This window comes from Alteraurantiacibacter aestuarii (assembly GCF_009827405.1).
Taxonomy (GTDB): Bacteria; Pseudomonadota; Alphaproteobacteria; order Sphingomonadales; family Sphingomonadaceae; genus Alteraurantiacibacter; species Alteraurantiacibacter aestuarii.
The window spans coordinates 91,636-108,870 of sequence record NZ_WTYY01000003.1; the positions used below are offsets into that span (position 1 = coordinate 91,636).

The window sequence follows — 17,235 nt, forward strand, 5'->3', positions numbered from 1 at the left end:
GTCCAAAGATTTGCCGATCGAGAAAACAACATCTTGCTGAGCGTCGGCGATGAAAGAAGCTGAGTTCAAGGAATGGCTTGGCAGGCGGCTTTATCAAGGCAAGCCACTCAAGACGGTGGGCAACCGTGTCGGTTGGGTCAAGGCTGCCGAGCGGGCGCTGGCCGAATTGGGCTTCGCACAAACAACCCTCGACGATGTGCACGCAGCCGGACAGTGGGATGCCCTATTGCAGGCGCTTTCACAGCTGCGCTCAGACTGGCGCACCAACGAGGCCGCCGCAAGGGCAATTGCACCTCAATCGGCTGATCCACACCTGCAGGTTGCGAACACGCGGCAAGCAGTTGGGATGTACGGTCGGTTTCTGGACGGCGCTGATCCCAACTATGACGATGATCTCCAGGAGGGGGCTGCCAGCATGAGCGGAATCCAAAAGGCTGACGTGGAAGCTGCAATGGATGAATGCGACGCAATGGGCGTCGATGCCTTCATGGACGAATATGGCTATAGCTGGAACAATCTTCGCTACTGGGTCGAGCGTGGGGCAAAATCTTATCCGTCCAAAGCCATCTACGGCGTAGCGCATCGATTTCTGGATAATGGCGCAGCGCTCGGCAATGACGAGTGCAACGGCACAACCGCGCGAAAGAAGCTTGCCTCGTTAGGTTTCACAATTGTTGAGCAAAGCGGTCAGCCAGCAAACCTGCGTAGTCACAACAGCCAATCGTCAGAATTGGAGTTGGCAATCCTGCCTACAAACCTCATCCTTTATGGTCCGCCAGGCACCGGAAAGACCTACAACACAGCCCTTGAAGCGGTGAAACTGTGCGATGGTGTGGAAGACTACCCGCCAACCAAGGAGGGCCGCGCTGCGCTGATGGCGCGCTATAACGAATTGGTCGGACAAGAGCGGATCGCCTTTGTCACCTTCCACCAAAATTACGGCTATGAGGATTTCGTCGAGGGCTTGAGGCCGTCCAGCTTCGGCGACGATGGAGAGCCGTTGGAGACAGGTTTTCGGCTCGCGCCTGAGGCTGGCATCTTCACCAAGATCGCCGAACGGGCAGAGGCACTGCGCAGCGCGCGGGATGAAGGGTATGACTTCTCAGGCAAGCGCTTTTTCAAGATGTCCCTTGGTGAGGTCGCCAACCCCGAAGACGACTATCTCTTCGACGAGGCAATCGAGGGCGGATTCGTTCATATGGGCGATGATGGGGGGATGGATTGGTCAGAGGCTCGCTTCAGCACCAAGGAAGCGATGATTGACGGCTACGCCGAGCGCCATCCCGAATTGCCGAGGCAGCACCCGAACAACGGCATCATAGAGTTTCCTTTCCGCTTGAGGGCCCGCGCGCGGGTCGGTGACATTGTCATCGTCAGCAAAGGCAACCTGCTTTTCCGGGCGATCGGCGAAATCACCGGCGAATACCATCAGGTTGAACGCGAAAATGACGATTACACCATGCGGCGCTCGGTCAGATGGCTTTGGATCGACCGCGACGGTGTCAGCCATGATGTGATCTACGGCAAAAGGTTTTCACAGCGGACTATTTACGAGTTCACCGACGCTGAGCTCAAGCTCGACGCCATTCGCGGCCTAATCGAAGTGGGCAGGGACGGACCGGAAGAAGGACCCAGCAAGCCATTTGTACTTATCATTGATGAGATCAACCGAGCCAATGTGTCGAAGGTTTTTGGCGAACTGATCACACTACTGGAGCCGGATAAGCGCGCAGGCATGGAAAATGCGCTGTCGGTGACCTTGCCCTATTCGAAGAGACCGTTTTCTGTTCCCGCCAACCTCCACATCGTCGGCACAATGAATACGGCTGACCGGTCGATCGCCTTGCTCGACACTGCGTTGCGGCGCCGGTTCAATTTCCGGGAAATCGAGCCGAGACCGGGCTTGCTAGCGGACGCTTCCAATCGGACTGGGATCGATCTTGTCCGAGTCCTGACTACCATCAATCACCGGATCGAGTATCTGATCGACCGCGAACACCGCATCGGACATGCATTCTTTATCGGCTGCGAGACGGCTGAGCAGGTCCACGCCGCTATGCGCGACAAGGTTATCCCGCTGTTACAGGAGTACTTCTTCGAGGATTGGAGCCGGATTCATGCCGTATTAGGCGACGGTTTCATTGACGAGGACAAACTTGATCCTCCACCAGGAATCGAAGGAGATCGCATATCGAGTTGGTCTGTGCTCGAAGAGTTCAAAACCGACGCCTTCGAACGATTGACCACGACAGTATCGACTGCAGCGGAGGAGCGTGGGGATTGATCACGCTCTTCCAGCCATGACGCACCTGACCGTACACGAATGGGGGCGCACCAATGTCCATAATGGCCCCGGACCCTCACCGAGTGGAGCTTTCACCCGGGGCCAGGCCAATGCACTGCTTTGGGCTGCGCGGTCGCACCCACTGGCAAACCAATCAGGAACCAACATCCTTATCGACCACCACAGTGAGATAAGGGCACGGCAGGTAGTTGGGGTTATCGCTGCGCCAGGGTGCAGTCTTGAGATTCTGCCCAAGATCGATGTTGTTTCGGATGAAAGCAATGAAACAATTCGTACTCGGCTTGTCTCAATGCTCGATGTCGCGCTCGGACTGAAACTTGGAGACGGGCAGGCCCTGTCTATGGCGCGTCAGAAGGAAACCCTGCTCGACATCCTAATTCGATTGTTTGCCGACCGCCTGCTAGCCGAAACGCGGCGCGGCCTGCCGCGTGCCTATATGGCGCAGGAGGAGGATCTGGCCGCGCTGCGCGGGCGGCTCAATGTTATCCGCCAGTTCACCCATCATGCGGTACGTCCCGACCGGCTCGCCTGCCAGTTCGATACACTGCTGCCAGACACACCGCTACTCCGGATCATGAAGGCCTGCGTCCTGCTGCTGCGCCGCCACGCGCACGCAATAGAGACGCAGCGACGATTGGATGAGCTGCGCTTCGTTCTGGCGGAGGTGAGAGATATCCCTGTCAGCGCACTACCGTGGACACAGGTTAGGATCGACCGGACAAACCGCCGATGGGAGAGCCTTTACGAGTTGGCAAAGCTGTTCCTGAAGCGCGAATGGCAGCGAACTGACCACGATCCTAAGGCGGGTAAGGGGATCACATTGTTGTTCGCCATGAATGACCTTTTCGAAGCCTATGTCGCTGCACTTGTGCGCAAAGCATTGTTGGGCAGCGATCTGACAGTCCATTCACAAGGCGGATTGCGCTATTGCCTGATGGAAGAAGGCGAAGGCGGCAACCCACGCTTCCAGACCACGCCGGACATTTTGATCAAGCGGCATGAACAGGTCGAGTTGGTGCTGGATACCAAATGGAAGCTGATTGGCTGTAACCCCGAAGACAAGAAGCGTGGTGTTTCCCAATCTGATGTCTATCAGATGATGGCATATGCGCGGCTGTATCGGTGTCGAGATCTTGTATTACTGTACCCCCATCACACGGCCCTTGGCGCTCCCGCTTTGGCCATCAAATACCGCATGGCAGAAGGAGGAGAACGCCTGAAAGTTGCGAGTATTGATGTCACAAAATCGATAGCCGAGGTGATTGAAAGTTTGAGGGAATTGATCAATCAAAACCTGTGCGAAAGGCAGCTGTGAATCGTCAATCATTGCTCGCGGAGAGCACCATACTCAGCTGAAAAGACAAGTGTCTAGGTAAGCTACCCTGCCGGGCAACCTGCTCTATCCGCTGGCGCAGACCGGGCCTGTTGTCCCGGCCCATCCGGGTGACGATCAGGAGCAGTTTTAAGCGGAGCGGGAATTCCTGATAGACGCGCTCTGTCCCCCATGCCCTGCGGTCATGCTCCTGAGGGCGCGGCATTCCTTTGCTAACCCGCAGGCACTTTTGCCTCTCTCCTTGCCGGATGCCCGCTGGCGCACTGATCGCGCGCGCAGGACCTCCGTCGGCTTCGCGCCGTTGCAAGGGTGCCGATCTTGTGTGGATCGCAGGGCGATCCCTGGCGGGAACACCAAAGGCTTTGCCCTCTCGTTCCCGAAACCGGAACTAGACGCCCCCGTGTGGCGGGCTGTACCCGCTGGCCCGCGCCAGGGCATCGATTCCGGTTTTCCCTCCCCCTCCCATCCTCGCCGGAAGGCAGGCCGCATGCCGCGCGTCGGATGCGGCTTTCAGTCGAAGGAGGGCAGAAAATGGCTGACCTGATCTTGAACTACCGGGCTTGTGGGGCCGAGTGCCGCGAGGACTGGTTGCGAATGCTGGCCAATGAGAATGGCTTGCCGTTCGGAACGGTGCGCAGGCTTGCCGAGGAACTGGGCGAGCGGGAAGATTTTGGCGAGTTGGTTCACATCTGCGAATGCGGCGGGAGGGCAGTGCAATGACTGCTGGAACCCTTTGCCGCAGCGAGCGGATTGCCCGGCTCAATGACCGGGCACGGCAGGCGATGGGCCTGGCCTGTGTTGCCGTGGCGACCGAGGGGTTCCGGGCCTTGCCCGATGAGGATCAGTCGCGGGTGCGCGAGCTGGTGCATTCGACGCGTTCACGCCGGACAACGATCCTTATGGCGAGCGCGATTTCGGGGCGATCTATCAGGCTGGCGAAGGTCGCTGGATGACGACACGACCTGCGCGGCCTGCCGAAACCGTGTTCTGGAAGATTGATGCCTACGACCGCGATTTGCAGTTTGGCAGCGACGACCCGGCCAATCCTGCGGTTACCCGGCGGGTGCTCACCATCATGCTTGCCAGCGAATACTGACGAGAGGCAGTCCGCGCGCCGCCTGACACTTCAGGCGGCGCGTTGATCGACGAAGCAGTGTTCGTTGTGCCAATCGAGGAACGCCGGTTCGGGATCGAACCGGATTGCTGATCGCAACGTTGCGTTCTCGAATTGCTGGAAATAGTCGCGTGTCTCGCGGCTCTGGCTTTCGCGCAATTGCCTCGAGACGCGAATGCGCTGTTGGCGATCTACCGTGATGAGCCCGCGATCAAACGCGCGGTCGAGTGTCGCTGACAGCAATAGGCCATTGGCCGGGTTGTGCCGGTTCTCGCTGTCCTTGCCCCACGGCTTGATATGGCTTGCGGTAAGCAGGCGCGGATCGGCGATCCCAGTGATGCAGCACGTCTCTTCGTAATTGGCGAGCACCGCGCGGCGGAAGAAGTCTTGGCCGACGCGCTGATTGACGAGCGCCTGTGTGGTGGACTCGCCTTGATAGGGCTCGAACCGGAATTCGCTGCGCTTCTCATTGAGGCGTGATGGCGCGGACAGCAGCTCAAACTGGCCGACCGGTGCAGTCCAAAGGTCTTCTGCCCGCGAGACTAGACCGGTCCAGTCTTGACCGAACTCCGCGTAGGTGGCGCGATCCAGCTTGGATGCGCCGTCCAGGCCTTTGCGCCCGCTATTGGTGATCTTGGGATCGAGGCTGGCGAAGTTGCACAGCTTCATCGCGACCGAGCTGTTCGTGCGCCCGAGCGCAGCGGCGAGCTCTTGGATTTCGGGATTGCCCGAGTGCAGCTTTCCAAACGGCAGCTGGAAATAGAGATACAGCGCGAGCACCGTCTCCTCATCGCTCCAGCGTTTCCGTGAACTGCCCTCGATTGCCATGACGAAGGTTTGGGCGAGAGTGATCCAGGGCGCAAGTGTAACGGTTTGGCATGTGTTTGGATGCCTTTCGATAAGGCGGTTTCGTTATTGAGCACCCTCACTGGCCGCTCTCGGTCAGCCTTCAATGTCCGGCCCGCGCCGGTTCCCCCTGACTTCGCCGGGGTCACCCGTGTTGGACATGAATCCTGCGCTTGGCCGTGCGGCCTTTCTGTTGGTGCAACGAGACAGCAGACACGAAAGGAAATCATCATGGCACGCAGCAATACCGCACCCGCGCAGGAGGCCAATCCGCCGGACTTCCTCTCCTGGCATGTCGCAAACAAGGGCGACAAGGGCTTCTGGACCCGCATCGGAGCCGCCTGATTCCACCGCGACCGAAAAGGGCTTTCGCTTCAACTGGAAGTTGTGCCGATCAATGGCCGGATCGTCCTGCGCACGCCACTGGACGACGAGAAGAAGGAGCCGGGCGCTTAGCGCCCGACCTCATAAATAGAAACCGCACTATGGCTTGGCGCGCTCACTCATCTTGCGTCCAGCTACAATTGAGCCAACCGTGCCAATCAATCCAAGGATAAACAACAACCATGTGCCGGCAAGAGCAACTCGGACTATCGTCAAAGATTGCCGAGTCCAAAGCCGAGATGGTTCCCATTCCGCGCTTCGGAGCGCTTCCCTACCCAGTTCAGGACAACTAGCCCCGTACACGAGCTTGGCATCAGCTGTGCATTCGTAGCCCGTAACAACACGGAAACTACCTGACGGAGGTTCGGCTACAAAATACGAATAAATCACAAGATAGGAAATAATTCCTGCAAAAACCATGATCATTGACGCAATGATCCATGATCGCCTAAATCGAACCTTTGCACTTCTCGTCCATTCCCAGCTAACCAACGCGGATACCACGATTAATGCTGCGCTCAGCTGCCCCATCGCAACCGGCCATGGAGGCTGCAATTCAGCCAGCGTTGCAATTATCGGAGCTGAGGCGAAGGCGGCGCCCAACCCCATCACTTTCGCCAAATTTTTTAAATAGCTATCAATCATTGCTTTCGTATCACAATTAGCCTGGCGTCTCTCGTCACTTCATCTGCTTCAAAGAGGCGTCTCCCACGCCGTACTGTGCCATCAGGCCATTCGGCAACAAACAGATAGCGGCCAGACAAGTAGACCTCTTCACTTGGTGTAGACTCATACCACCCAAAGCATTGATCCCTATTCCAAGGATCTATCGCACGTCGCTCGCATATCAAAGAATCGAATTCCGGGATTATCCAGAGACTTGCATTGGCGGGAATGGTAGAGAATAGGTACGGAACATCTCCGTCTCCGCATTCTCCAGAAGCGACAATTGGGAGCGATTCCGATTGCATCACTCGTCTATTTTGTTCGATGCGCATCGTAAGAATCTTAAATTCCGGATCACCGCGAAGCACTCCATCGAATTGATTTGTGCTGACATGCGGCGCGACGATTCTGTAGCTTCTATATATACTTCTAATTTCATAATCCCGGAGCGGCCCTTGATAAATTTCAGATAGATATCCCGCTTCTCGCAACCTTCTTTCTATTCCAACAGTTTGTTTGGCCAGCCTATTGTAGAATTCATTTCGATATTCAGGATCATCCCCTGTGTAATAAGGGGGGTAGCAATGGAAAATATCGACAGAACCGATCGATTCGGAATACTCTTCTTCATATCTCCACGAATTTTCAAAATCGCGCTCGGACTCTTCTCCTACCTCTAGCCGAACTTCTAACTCACCCTTAATCTTATCGAATTCTGATATCTGGGATTCGATATCAAAGCCATCCCAACCGCTTTTAGCTTGTCCAGCACATGCAGCGGCCGCCAGAATTGCTCCGACCGTCAGAAGCAGCATTCCGATGATCTTTGTCTCAAGTGAAATTCGCGTCAGCGACAATTCTCTGGGCCTCTTTTGGTCGTCATTTCATGTTGATGCACAAAAGCGCCTTTCGTTGACTTTCGATAGACCAGTAGGCTGCGCCTAGGGTCGGCACAAGCCGATGCTTGTGTCTGGCTAAGTCAAGGCCACATGGAGCGTAGTGGAAACGGGAAACCTAACGGGCGAAGTTGCACATTCCTACTCGTAGCCCATCAAGATAATCGCTCCACCACTGAGCCATTTTCACCCGCTCATCCCAATAGTTGCCGCGATTGTAGACGCCGCGAATGGCATTGCTATCGCCGTGAGCGAGTGCGCGCTCGATCGCGTCGGGGTGCCAGAGCCCGCTCTCATTGAGCATGGTCGATGCCGTCGAGCGCAAACCATGTGCTGTCACCTCGTCTTTGGTGAAGCCCATACGCCGAAACGCCGCGTTGATCGTATTCTCGCTCATTGGGCGCTGTCGCGTATGAAACGCTGGGAACATGTAGCCCTTGCTGCCGGTAATCGATTTTAGCTCTCGAAATAGTTCCAACACCTGGCGTGATAGAGGCACCACATGGGTCCGCCGCGCCTTCATCTTGCCTTCCGGAATTGTCCAGGTGGCCTTGTCCCAATCGATCTCGTTCCACTCGCCATGGCGAAGCTCACCGGGTCGCACAAAGACATGCGGTGCGATCGTCAACGCGAATTTCGTTGCAGGGTAGCATTCGAAATCATCGATCGCGCGAAGTAGCCCGCCCAACTTCTCGGGCTCAAGGATCGCCGCGTAGTGCCGTGCCCTTGGCGTCACCAGTGCGCCCTGCAGGATGGATGTTGGATCGGTTTGGCATTGACCAAGTGCGGCGCCGTACCGGAACACCCGGCTTGCGAAGGATCGGCATTTCTTCGCGGTCTCCAGATTGCCTTTGGCTTCGAGCTTCTTGAGAGCCGCCAGCATCAACTGCGGATCGACATCGTTTATTGGCATATTGCCGATTGCGGGCTTGAGCAGTTCAAGGAACCAGCGCGCCTTCCGCAGCGTGGCCTCCGCCCTGCCTTCGGGCACCATCTTCTCGTCGATGTACTTGTTGGCGATGACCTCGAAGGTGTTCTCCGCACCTAACTTGATCCTGGCCTTCTTGCGCTTGCGCTCCAGCATCGGATCGATGCCATCGGTAACCTTGAGCCGCGCTCGGTCGCGAAGCTGGCGCGCTTGCGACAAGCTGACCTCTGGGAACGCGCCAATGGGCAGCTTCTTTTCCTTCCCGCCGAAGCGGTACTTGAAATACCAGAGCTTGGAGCCGTTGGGCTTCACCAGAAGCAGCAGCCCCCGCGAGTCGTATTTCTTGTACGACTTGTCGGCAGCCCGGAAGCCTTTGATTTCCTGCACATTGAGGCTCATTTGGGGGCCTCACTTTCGTGCGATTTGGGGGCTTTTGAGCTGAAGCCCCCAACCGAGGCCCCCAGAGATGCTGGAACAAAGCGGAACAAAACAAGACCTCGCTTTCTGCGCTAGAGGTCAAGAATGGCAGAATTCCGCCATTTCTGCAATGTTTTGGAACGTTCTGAGGAGAACAAATGGTGCCCAGAAGAGGACTCGAACCTCCACGCCCTTGCGAGCGCCAGCACCTGAAGCTGGTGCGTCTACCAATTCCGCCATCTGGGCACCGGAGCGAGAGCGGTCATCGAAATCCGTCTCGCTGGTAGGCGCGGGCCACTAGCGAAGGGTGACAGTGCTTGTCAATCAAAGCTTGCGATCGTTACAGCATTTGCTGGCGGATTTTTTGCCGGGAGGGATGGACGATCGATGGGGCAACACTGGTTCAGCCGCGGTCTTGCCCTGCTTGCGATGTCCGGATTCGCCTTGCGATTCGGCCTGCGCGCCCTGCGGGGTGAGGGGGATTTCTGGACCAACGGCTATCTCGGTTTCGCTCGGTTGGCGCAGAATATGGCGCAGGGGAACGGCTATTCGCTCAATGGTCAGGAGCTGACTGCCTTTCGCGTGCCTTTCTACCCCATCTTCCTGCTGCTGACCGGCGGAGGGCAGGCGAATTTCTGGACAGTGTTGCTGGCGCAGGCGCTGGTTTCGACCGGGACTATCGTATTGACCGCCCTGATCGCGCGGCACCTGTTCGGGCCTGCCACCGGCCTGCTGGCCGCGGCCATCGCCGCCGTGTGGCCCTATGCCGTGTCGCACGATACCGCATTGCAGGAGTCGGGCCTGCTGGCCTTCCTGGTGGCGCTGTCGATCTGGCTGCTGCTGCGGCTTCAGCTGGAGCGCCGGGCGATGCTGGCGCTGGTGGCGGGGCTGGTGCTTGGCATGGCGATCCTGACACGCGCCACGATCCTGCCCTTTGCCCTGTGTGCGATTGTGTGGCTGGCGCTGCCTTTGCAGGACGGCGAACCGCTGAAAAGGGGGCTCGCCACTGCGGCGATCTGTGCGGGCGGCCTGCTGCTGGCGCTGGGACCGTGGCTGGTCCACGCCGAGCGTGTGCTGGGGGCGCCCGCTCTGGGAACGGAAAGCGGGCGCGCGTTCTATGCCGGGAACAGCGAACTGACGTTCAGCTTCTACCCCGAGCAAAGCATCGACAGGTCGCGTCAGGCGGTGTTCGCCGCTCAGGACCGCGGTGAATATGCCCGCGCCCTCGCCCTGCCCAAACTGGAGCGGGAGGCCTGGTATCGCGACCGCGCCGTTGAGGAGATACTGGCGCATCCGGGACGGACGGTCCGCTATGGCATGGCCAAGCTGTGGGCGGCGTTCGGCCCCTTCCCCAGCCCGCGCAAATCCACGCTGGTCAATTGGCTGTATGCGCTGGGCTGGCTGCCGGTGCTGGCAGGCGGGCTGGCCGGACTGTGGCTGGACCGGGCGAACTGGCGGCGCGATCTGCTGATCTATGCGCTGCTGGGCACATTTGCCGCTGTGACGGCGGCGATCTGGGGGCATACCAGCCACCGCTCCTACCTCGATTACTACTTCATCATCTTTGCCGCATATGGGATCATTCGCATTGCGGGAACCGACAGGGTGCGCCGCGCGCTTGCCCCGTGGGCCCGCATTGTGCGAAGGGGCCAATAGCGAAACGGCCGGTGATCCGGCGCAGGAAAGAACAGGCATGGCGCAGAGCAAACCCCTCCAGAACAAACTCATCGTCCTGATCGGCGGCAACGGCTTTATCGGCCGGCATCTGGCGCAGGATCTGCTGGAGCGCGGGGCGCGGCTGCGCATTGCGGCGCGCCATCCGGAAAAGGCCTATTCGCTGAAGCCGCTCGCCAATCTGGGCCAGTTGCAGTTCGCGCGCTGCAATGTGAAGGACAAGGCCAGTATCGAGGCGTGCTGCCATGGCGCCGATGCGGTGGTCTATCTTGTCGGCACCTTCGGCAAGGACCAGCTGGCACTGCAGGCCGAAGGCGCGGGCCATGCTGCTGCTGCGGCCAAGGCCGGCGGCGCCCAGGCCTTCGTCTATCTGTCCGCCATCGGCGCCGATGCGGCGAATGAGCAAAGCGGATATGCCAGCACCAAGGGGCTGGGGGAGCAGCTGGTGAAGCAGGCATTTCCCGGTGCCACGATCATGCGCCCCTCAGTGATTTTCGGCCAGGACGACCAGTTCCTGAACATGTTCGCCGGACTGGTGGCCACCCTGCCCGTGCTGCCGGTTTTTGGCAGCGAGGCTAAGCTGCAGCCGGTGTGGGTGGACGATGTGGCCGAAGCGATCGGCAATGCCCTGTCCGATCCCGCCACGCTTGGCGGCAAGACTTATGAACTGGCCGGACCCGAGCAGCTGACCATGGGCGATCTGCATGAACGGATTGCCGCGGGGCAGGATCGCAAGCGCAGTTTCATTGCCGTGCCCGATGCCATCAGCGCGATTTTCGCTGCTTTGCCCGGTACGCCGATGAACGGGGACCAGTGGCGCCTGTTGAAGGCCGGCAGCGTGGCCACGGGTGATCTTCCGGGCATTGCCGGACTGGGCGTGACAGCAAAGCCGCTGGGGCTGTTTCTGGACAAATGGATGGTCCGCTTCCGCAAGCACGGCCGCTTCACTGTAGAGGCGGCCTAGGAGCCTGACGGGGTAATTGGCGGCTCCGGTCAGGCGGCTGGCTCTGCCGTATCCGCCGCGATCAGCGTAATCGGTTCCACCAGCAATATCGCGCCTTCGCTGCCGACCACGCGCACGCGCTGGCCGATGTCCGTATCAGGGCCGCGCGCAATCCATTCACTGTCGCCAATGTGCACGCGCCCGCTGCCGTGCTCGATCGCCTGCACCACCAGCGCATTGACCCCCACCAGCCGCGCGCCGCGCTGGTTCATCAGCGGGTCGGCACTTTCAATCGGCTTTTCGATGAAGAACCGCCGGGCGGAGAAAACCGCGATCAGCGACAGGAAGGCAAAGTCGATCACCTGCATCGTAACGCTCAGATCGAACAGACCCGTCAGCAGGCCGGTGATCAGCGCCGCCACCGCAAACCAGATCAGGAACACACCGGGCACCAGCATTTCCAGCGCGGCCAGCACCAGGCCGAAGGTCACCCACAGCCAGTGCGCATCGATGCCTTCGAGGAAATCCACCTCAGCTGTCCCCGTCACCGCGGGTGCGCGGCACGCTGGTGCGCGGACGGCGGTCGAGGTCCAGCGGAGTTGCAGGCGCAGGGCCGGGCTTGTGCTCGGCCAGTGCTTCCTTGGCCAGTTCGCCAATGCCGCCCAGCGTGCCGATCAGCTGGGTCGCCTCAACCGGGAACAGGATGGTCTTGGAGTTGGGACTGTCGGCGAATTTGGCGATCGCCTTGGTGTATTCCTGGGCGATGAAGTAATTGATCGCCTGGCTGCCTGATCTGGCAATGGCTTCTGACACCATTTCCGTGGCCTTGGCCTCCGCCTCCGCAGAGCGTTCGCGCGCTTCGGCATTGCGGAACTCCGCCTCACGGCGACCTTCGGCCTTCAGGATAGCGCTCTGCTTGTCGCCCTCGGCGCGCAGGATGGAGCTGGCGCGGTCGCCTTCAGCTTCGAGGATTTCGGCCCGCTTGAGGCGTTCGGCCTTCATCTGCCGCGCCATCGCTTCGGAGATATCGTGCGGCGGGCGGATGTCCTTGATCTCCACGCGGGTGATCTTCACGCCCCATGGCGATGTGGCATGATCGACCACGGACAGCAGGCGGGCGTTGATCTCGTCACGCTTGGACAGGGTTTCATCCAGGTCCATCGATCCCATCACCGTGCGCAGGTTGGTGGTGGTGATGGCCATGATCGCGCCATACAGGTTGGACACCTCGTAAGCTGCCTTGCCCGCTTCCAGCACCTGGAAGAACACCACCGCATCCACGCCGACCATGGCATTGTCTGCCGTGATGATTTCCTGTCCGGGAATATCCAGCACCTGCTCCATCACGTTGATCTTGTGGCCAACGCGGTCAAAGAACGGGATCAGCAGGTGCAGGCCGGGATCGGCTGCCTTGGTGAAGCGGCCGAAGCGTTCAATCGTATAGACGAAGCCCTGCTTCACCACGCGCACGCCCATCACCAGAAAGACGAGCACCAGAAACACCAACGCGCCCAGAACAAGTTCCACGATCACTACTCCCCGCTAAATTCTCACAAATACATGGTAGCGCACGGGGGGCACGGAGCAAGCGAATCCGGTCAGCGCAGGATTGGATAATTGTTGGCGGTTACTGGCTTCTATTGGCAGGGCGCGAATAAATGCGGTGCGCTATTCCTCTTCAGCCATCAGCCGCAACTGGCGGTTTACATTGCCCAGTTTTGCCGCCGCCGGCAGGTTTGGAATCCATTCATACAGCGCACGCAGATAGGCCCGGTCAAAATCGGTCAGGCTTTCAGGATAGGGGCCAACCGGTTCGAACAGGCTGAGGATGGAGCGCATGGCCAGCCCGTCCACCGGCTTGGTCTGCGCCAGTCCGCGCATGGTGGCATAATCGGCCAGCTGCATCACCGACATGCCGCCCACCTCATCCCGGTCAAAAATCACCATGATCGAGGCAATATCGCGCCGTGTGGGCGTGTAGATGCGCGAATGCGCCATCTGCGCGCGTACCACCGGCGCTTCTGTCAGGCTGCGCACACGGCCCACGGGCATGCCGTCGCGGGTGCGCAATTCAACATTGGCAAACACATGGACAGGGGCCGGCTGCAACAGGGCGCGGCGTTCCTCTGGCTGCATGTACTGGAAGATATAGGGGTTGCGATCGACCATGTTCTGCATCGTCGCCAGACTGTCCGTGGAGAAGATCACCAGCATGTTGGGAGTGCAATTGTCGGGCAGGACGCGCACGCCCAGATCCACCGCATTCTGCCTGATCCGGTCGATCATCATGCTGGCATATTCTTCTTGCAGGCCGATGATGCCGGGGCACAGCCGGTCCTCGAAACGGGCCAGCGGCGTATCCAGCTGATCGCCGGAGTCGGCGATATCGCGCGCCTGGCGGTGCACGTCTTCGCGCGTCACATTGGGCGGACGCCCTCCGCGCACCACGATCTGATCGTCATTCTCCGTAACTTCGGGCAAGGCCGGGCCATCGCCTTCCTGTGCCCGGAGAGGCAAGTGACTGAAACCGCTAGCAAGAACGATGGCGAGGCTGACAGCCCTCAATGCGCGAAACATGGCGTGATCCAACTCCCTCTTCCGCATCCACCATACCGCATGCGGCTTGGCGCGGGCCAGCCACCAAATCGTATCAGATTGTAGCAATGGCCCGCCCCTGACGGTGCGCCGCCTGCCTATTCCAGATTGCGCAGGCGCGACGAGGCCGGAAGATTGGGGATCGAGGAATAGAGCCTTTCCAGATAGGCACTGTCGAATTCGGTCAGGCCGGCAGGTGCATCCGCCCCGCTGTCAAACAGGGTGAGTATGCTGGCAGCGCCCTCATCGCTTTCAGGATAGGTCTGGGCAATGCCGCGAAGCGTGGCGTAATCGGCCAGCTGGTTGACCGACAGGCCGGAGACCGCAGCCCGGTCTATCACCACCATGCTGGAGGTGATTTCGCGGCGGATCGGCACATAGATGCGCGAATGTGCAGCCATGACGCGCGCCGTGGGCAGATCGTCCATGTTCTCCCGCCGCCCCACGACCATGCCGTCACGCGTGCGGGTTTCAGTGGTGATCCAGGCCCGCGCCGGACCGGCTTCCTCAATCAGTTCGCGCCGCTCTGAAACCGAAAGCGGCAGGAACAGATAGCCGCGCTCATCGGCCAGCCGCTGGAAATAGCTGCGACCGTCATCAAAGAAGGCAATAATCAGATTGGCGTCGCAGCTTTCCATGTTGGCGGTTGCCAGGCCGATCCGTTCGGCATTTTCGCGGATACGCGCCACCATGGCCGTGGCGAAATCTTCCTGCAGGCCAATGATGCCGGGGCAGATCGGCTCCTCGAAACGGGCGAGCGGATCGCCCAGGAAGCTGTTGGCCGCTGCCGGGGCGGCGGTAAGGGCGATTGCAGCGCCTGCGAGGCAGGCAAGAGCACGGCGAAATGTCATCGTCATCTACTTACTCCAAGACTTGTCCGGCCCCCGGGGTTGAAACACGTGCGAACTTCTCTTGCGCACATATAGCATGATTTGCGGCGAAAAGTGCAATTTTGCCATTTGCGCCAGATGCAAAGCTCGGCTTTGTGGGGCAAAATGACAGCAAGGCTTAATCAACCGCAACATTTGCGTTAGAGGGGCCGCGAAAGACCAAAGCGGCGCTGCGCTTTCGCACCAGACAGGAGTTACCGATGTCCAAGAATGTCCTTGAAAAGCTGGCTGAAACCAATCCGGAATGTGAGATCTGGTGGGATTCGTCCCCGCTGATCTATCCCAGCTGGAAGGCAGAAACGCTGGCCGCCGCCCCGGCTGACAAGCTGGCCGCGTGGACCGAGCAGCTGGACCGCATGTACGATCAGGCCACTATCGATGCCAAGGGCACGATGGGTTTTCGCGGTGTCACCACCAATCCGCCGCTCAGCCTGCAGGCGATCCAGCTTGATCCCGCCGGCTGGACCAGGATCATCAAGGATGTCGCCGCCGCCAATCCCGGCCTCGATGTCGAAGGTGTCTACTGGAAGGTCTATCTGCATCTGGTGAAGCTGGGCGCCGACGCCATCCTGCCGGTCTACAAGTCCTCCGGCGGCAAATATGGCATGCTGTCTGGCCAGGTCGATCCGCGCTTCGTCACCGATTTTGACAAGATGCTGACACAGGGCCTGTCGATTGCCGAAATGGGCGCAAACGTCATGGTCAAGATCCCCGGATCGAAGGAAGGCTATGAAGTGATCGAGGAGCTGACCGCGCGCGGCATCTCCACCAACAACACCACCAGCTTCACCGTGGCCCAGTACATGCGCTGCATGGCTGCCGTGACCGCAGGCCTCCAGCGCGCAAAGGCCGCAGGTGTCGATCTTTCCAGGTGGCGCAGCGTCATCACCCACATGTCCAGCCGTCTGGGCGAAAAGGGTGACTGGAAGAACGAAGCCAAGGTTCGCGGCATCGATCTGTCGCTGGATGAAATCCGCGATGGCGAGGAAGCCGTTCTCAAGCGCGCCTATCACTGGGGCAAGGACAACGGCCACCCGTCCAAGATGCTGCAATGCTCCATGCGCGTGGAGAAGGATGGCAGCGGCAAGACCGTCAGCCGTCACATCCAGGATTTTGCCGGTGGCGATTTCGTCTACACCTGCCCGCCCAGCTACATCGCCGGTCTGATGGCCGAGGAAGAGGCTCTGGGTGAATTCGATCCCAAGGCTATCGACCGCGCTCCCAACCCGGCCAGCGTGGCCAAGCTGATGAAGCTTCCCAGCTTCCGCCAGGCTTATGAATTCGAAGGCATGAAGCCGAGCGAGTTTGCCCAGTTCGGCAGCTTCCAGGCCACTGCGACAGAATTCGCCGCCGCCACCCGCCAGACGGTCGATTTTGTCAGAATGGTGGTTGAGGGGTAAGACCTCTCTCGGATTAATCTGAGAGGATAAAAAAGTGCAGACAGGCATGGTCAGATCTACCGCTCAAGTTTGGGGGGTGGTTCTGGCCGTCCTGTTCCAGATCTGCGCAACCTTTCTTCCCGCATTGGGCTTCGGGGTGAACATTGGTGAGCAATCCGATGCCACCAACACACTGATAACTCCGGCAGGCTGGGCCTTCATCATCTGGGGGCCGCTCTATACCGGTTCGATCGTCTATGCGGTCTATCAGGCTATGCCGCGACAGCGCAGCAATGGCTTGCTGGCCAGTACTGCATGGCCTGCCGCCTGCGCATTCTTCGGCAACGGGCTGTGGGCCTTATATGTCCAGTTCACCGACCTGAATGGCGTATCGGTGGCGATCATCGCGTTCACTCTGGCGAGTATTCTGACCGCCTTCCGCCAGATGGCACCCTGGCAGACTGCCTTCTCGCGCGCAGAACAATGGTGCGTGGTGCTGCCGTTGAGCACTCTGGCCGCGTGGCTTTCCGCTGCATCCATCGTCAATGTTGCCGCATCGCTGAAATATCACGGCGTAGATGCTGGCAGTCTGGGACCAACGCTGTCCGCTGCGGTGGTCTTGGCAGGCGGGATCATAGCCGCAACCGCAGTTCTGCGTGAACGCGGCAACCCCTGGTATGCGCTGGTGTTCCTGTGGGCACTTGCCGCCATTCACGCAGCAGGTGGGCAAGTTTCGGAGTATGTCGGCATGGCAACGCTGATCGCCGCCGCACTGGTCAGCGCGGCTGCTCTCTATGCTCTGGCGAATGCCGGCAACCGCAGGCATTGGTTCAAAGCAGGCTGAAGCAAAGCCCGCAGCCCTGCT

Annotated in this window: 17 protein-coding genes and 1 tRNA gene; 9 read left to right on the top strand and 9 right to left on the bottom strand. The window is 59.3% G+C overall.

Annotated features, from left to right (window positions below; all coding sequences use genetic code 11):
• Positions 1-49 precede the first annotated feature (49 nt).
• From GRI32_RS10855 to GRI32_RS10925, 5 genes are all read left to right on the top strand, one after another.
• Complete coding sequence (locus GRI32_RS10855; RefSeq protein WP_160590388.1) at positions 50-2,284, top strand: ScoMcrA-related endonuclease; 2,235 nt, start codon at positions 50-52, stop codon at positions 2,282-2,284.
• A 16-nt stretch (positions 2,285-2,300) separates the two neighbouring features.
• The gene (locus GRI32_RS05765) at positions 2,301-3,620 is read left to right on the top strand and encodes an McrC family protein (protein ID WP_160590390.1); all 1,320 of its coding nucleotides are present in this window, start codon (positions 2,301-2,303) and stop codon (positions 3,618-3,620) included.
• 549 nt (positions 3,621-4,169) lie between these two features.
• Positions 4,170-4,358: a hypothetical protein gene (locus tag GRI32_RS05770; RefSeq protein WP_160590392.1), complete on the top strand. Its 189-nt coding sequence runs from the start codon at positions 4,170-4,172 to the stop codon at positions 4,356-4,358.
• Positions 4,355-4,591, top strand: a complete 237-nt coding sequence (locus tag GRI32_RS10920) for a hypothetical protein (protein WP_419866762.1) — start codon at positions 4,355-4,357, stop codon at positions 4,589-4,591. The genes GRI32_RS05770 and GRI32_RS10920 overlap by 4 nt, the downstream gene beginning before the upstream one ends.
• Complete coding sequence (locus tag GRI32_RS10925; protein WP_419866765.1) at positions 4,561-4,734, top strand: DUF3768 domain-containing protein; 174 nt, start codon at positions 4,561-4,563, stop codon at positions 4,732-4,734. Before GRI32_RS10920 ends, GRI32_RS10925 begins: the two co-directional genes overlap by 31 nt.
• Positions 4,735-4,764: 30 nt before the next feature.
• Here the strand turns inward: GRI32_RS10925 and GRI32_RS05780 are convergent, their stop codons facing one another.
• The 5 genes from GRI32_RS05780 to GRI32_RS05805 form a co-directional block, all read right to left on the bottom strand.
• Entirely contained in the window at positions 4,765-5,580 is an 816-nt protein-coding gene (locus tag GRI32_RS05780) for an HNH endonuclease (protein WP_160590394.1), read from the bottom strand.
• A 501-nt stretch (positions 5,581-6,081) separates the two neighbouring features.
• Positions 6,082-6,627 carry a hypothetical protein gene (locus tag GRI32_RS05790; protein ID WP_160590396.1) on the bottom strand — a complete coding sequence of 182 codons (546 nt, stop codon included), beginning with the start codon at positions 6,625-6,627 and terminating at the stop codon, positions 6,082-6,084.
• Complete coding sequence (locus tag GRI32_RS05795; protein WP_160590398.1) at positions 6,624-7,463, bottom strand: type 1 periplasmic-binding domain-containing protein; 840 nt, start codon at positions 7,461-7,463, stop codon at positions 6,624-6,626. The genes GRI32_RS05790 and GRI32_RS05795 overlap by 4 nt, the downstream gene beginning before the upstream one ends.
• A gap of 199 nt (positions 7,464-7,662) precedes the next feature.
• Positions 7,663-8,871, bottom strand: a complete 1,209-nt coding sequence (locus tag GRI32_RS05800; protein ID WP_160590400.1) for a tyrosine-type recombinase/integrase — start codon at positions 8,869-8,871, stop codon at positions 7,663-7,665.
• Positions 8,872-9,048: 177 nt separating this feature from the next.
• Positions 9,049-9,135 (bottom strand) — tRNA-Leu (locus GRI32_RS05805).
• 183 nt (positions 9,136-9,318) lie between these two features.
• On the opposite strand from GRI32_RS05805, the gene GRI32_RS05810 reads away from it, so the two are divergent.
• Entirely contained in the window at positions 9,319-10,545 is a 1,227-nt protein-coding gene (locus GRI32_RS05810; RefSeq protein WP_160590402.1) for an ArnT family glycosyltransferase, read from the top strand.
• A 37-nt stretch (positions 10,546-10,582) separates the two neighbouring features.
• The gene (locus tag GRI32_RS05815) at positions 10,583-11,527 is read left to right on the top strand and encodes a complex I NDUFA9 subunit family protein (RefSeq protein WP_160590404.1); all 945 of its coding nucleotides are present in this window, start codon (positions 10,583-10,585) and stop codon (positions 11,525-11,527) included.
• A 29-nt stretch (positions 11,528-11,556) separates the two neighbouring features.
• Here the strand turns inward: GRI32_RS05815 and GRI32_RS05820 are convergent, their stop codons facing one another.
• The 4 genes from GRI32_RS05820 to GRI32_RS05835 form a co-directional block, all read right to left on the bottom strand.
• A complete protein-coding gene (locus tag GRI32_RS05820; RefSeq protein ID WP_337190166.1) occupies positions 11,557-12,036 on the bottom strand; it encodes an NfeD family protein in 480 nt (159 codons plus the stop codon).
• A 1-nt stretch (position 12,037) separates the two neighbouring features.
• Positions 12,038-12,982: an SPFH domain-containing protein gene (locus GRI32_RS05825; RefSeq protein ID WP_160591061.1), complete on the bottom strand. Its 945-nt coding sequence runs from the start codon at positions 12,980-12,982 to the stop codon at positions 12,038-12,040.
• Between the two features lie 192 nt (positions 12,983-13,174).
• Positions 13,175-13,987, bottom strand: a complete 813-nt coding sequence (locus GRI32_RS05830) for a hypothetical protein (RefSeq protein ID WP_160590406.1) — start codon at positions 13,985-13,987, stop codon at positions 13,175-13,177.
• A 212-nt stretch (positions 13,988-14,199) separates the two neighbouring features.
• Positions 14,200-14,958: a hypothetical protein gene (locus GRI32_RS05835; RefSeq protein ID WP_160590408.1), complete on the bottom strand. Its 759-nt coding sequence runs from the start codon at positions 14,956-14,958 to the stop codon at positions 14,200-14,202.
• 233 nt (positions 14,959-15,191) lie between these two features.
• Here GRI32_RS05835 and GRI32_RS05840 point away from each other — a divergent pair, with 233 nt between their 5' ends.
• Both GRI32_RS05840 and GRI32_RS05845 read left to right on the top strand, forming a co-directional pair.
• Entirely contained in the window at positions 15,192-16,391 is a 1,200-nt protein-coding gene (locus tag GRI32_RS05840) for a transaldolase family protein (protein ID WP_160590410.1), read from the top strand.
• Positions 16,392-16,467: 76 nt separating this feature from the next.
• Positions 16,468-17,214: a hypothetical protein gene (locus tag GRI32_RS05845; RefSeq protein WP_337190167.1), complete on the top strand. Its 747-nt coding sequence runs from the start codon at positions 16,468-16,470 to the stop codon at positions 17,212-17,214.
• Positions 17,215-17,235 lie beyond the last annotated feature (21 nt).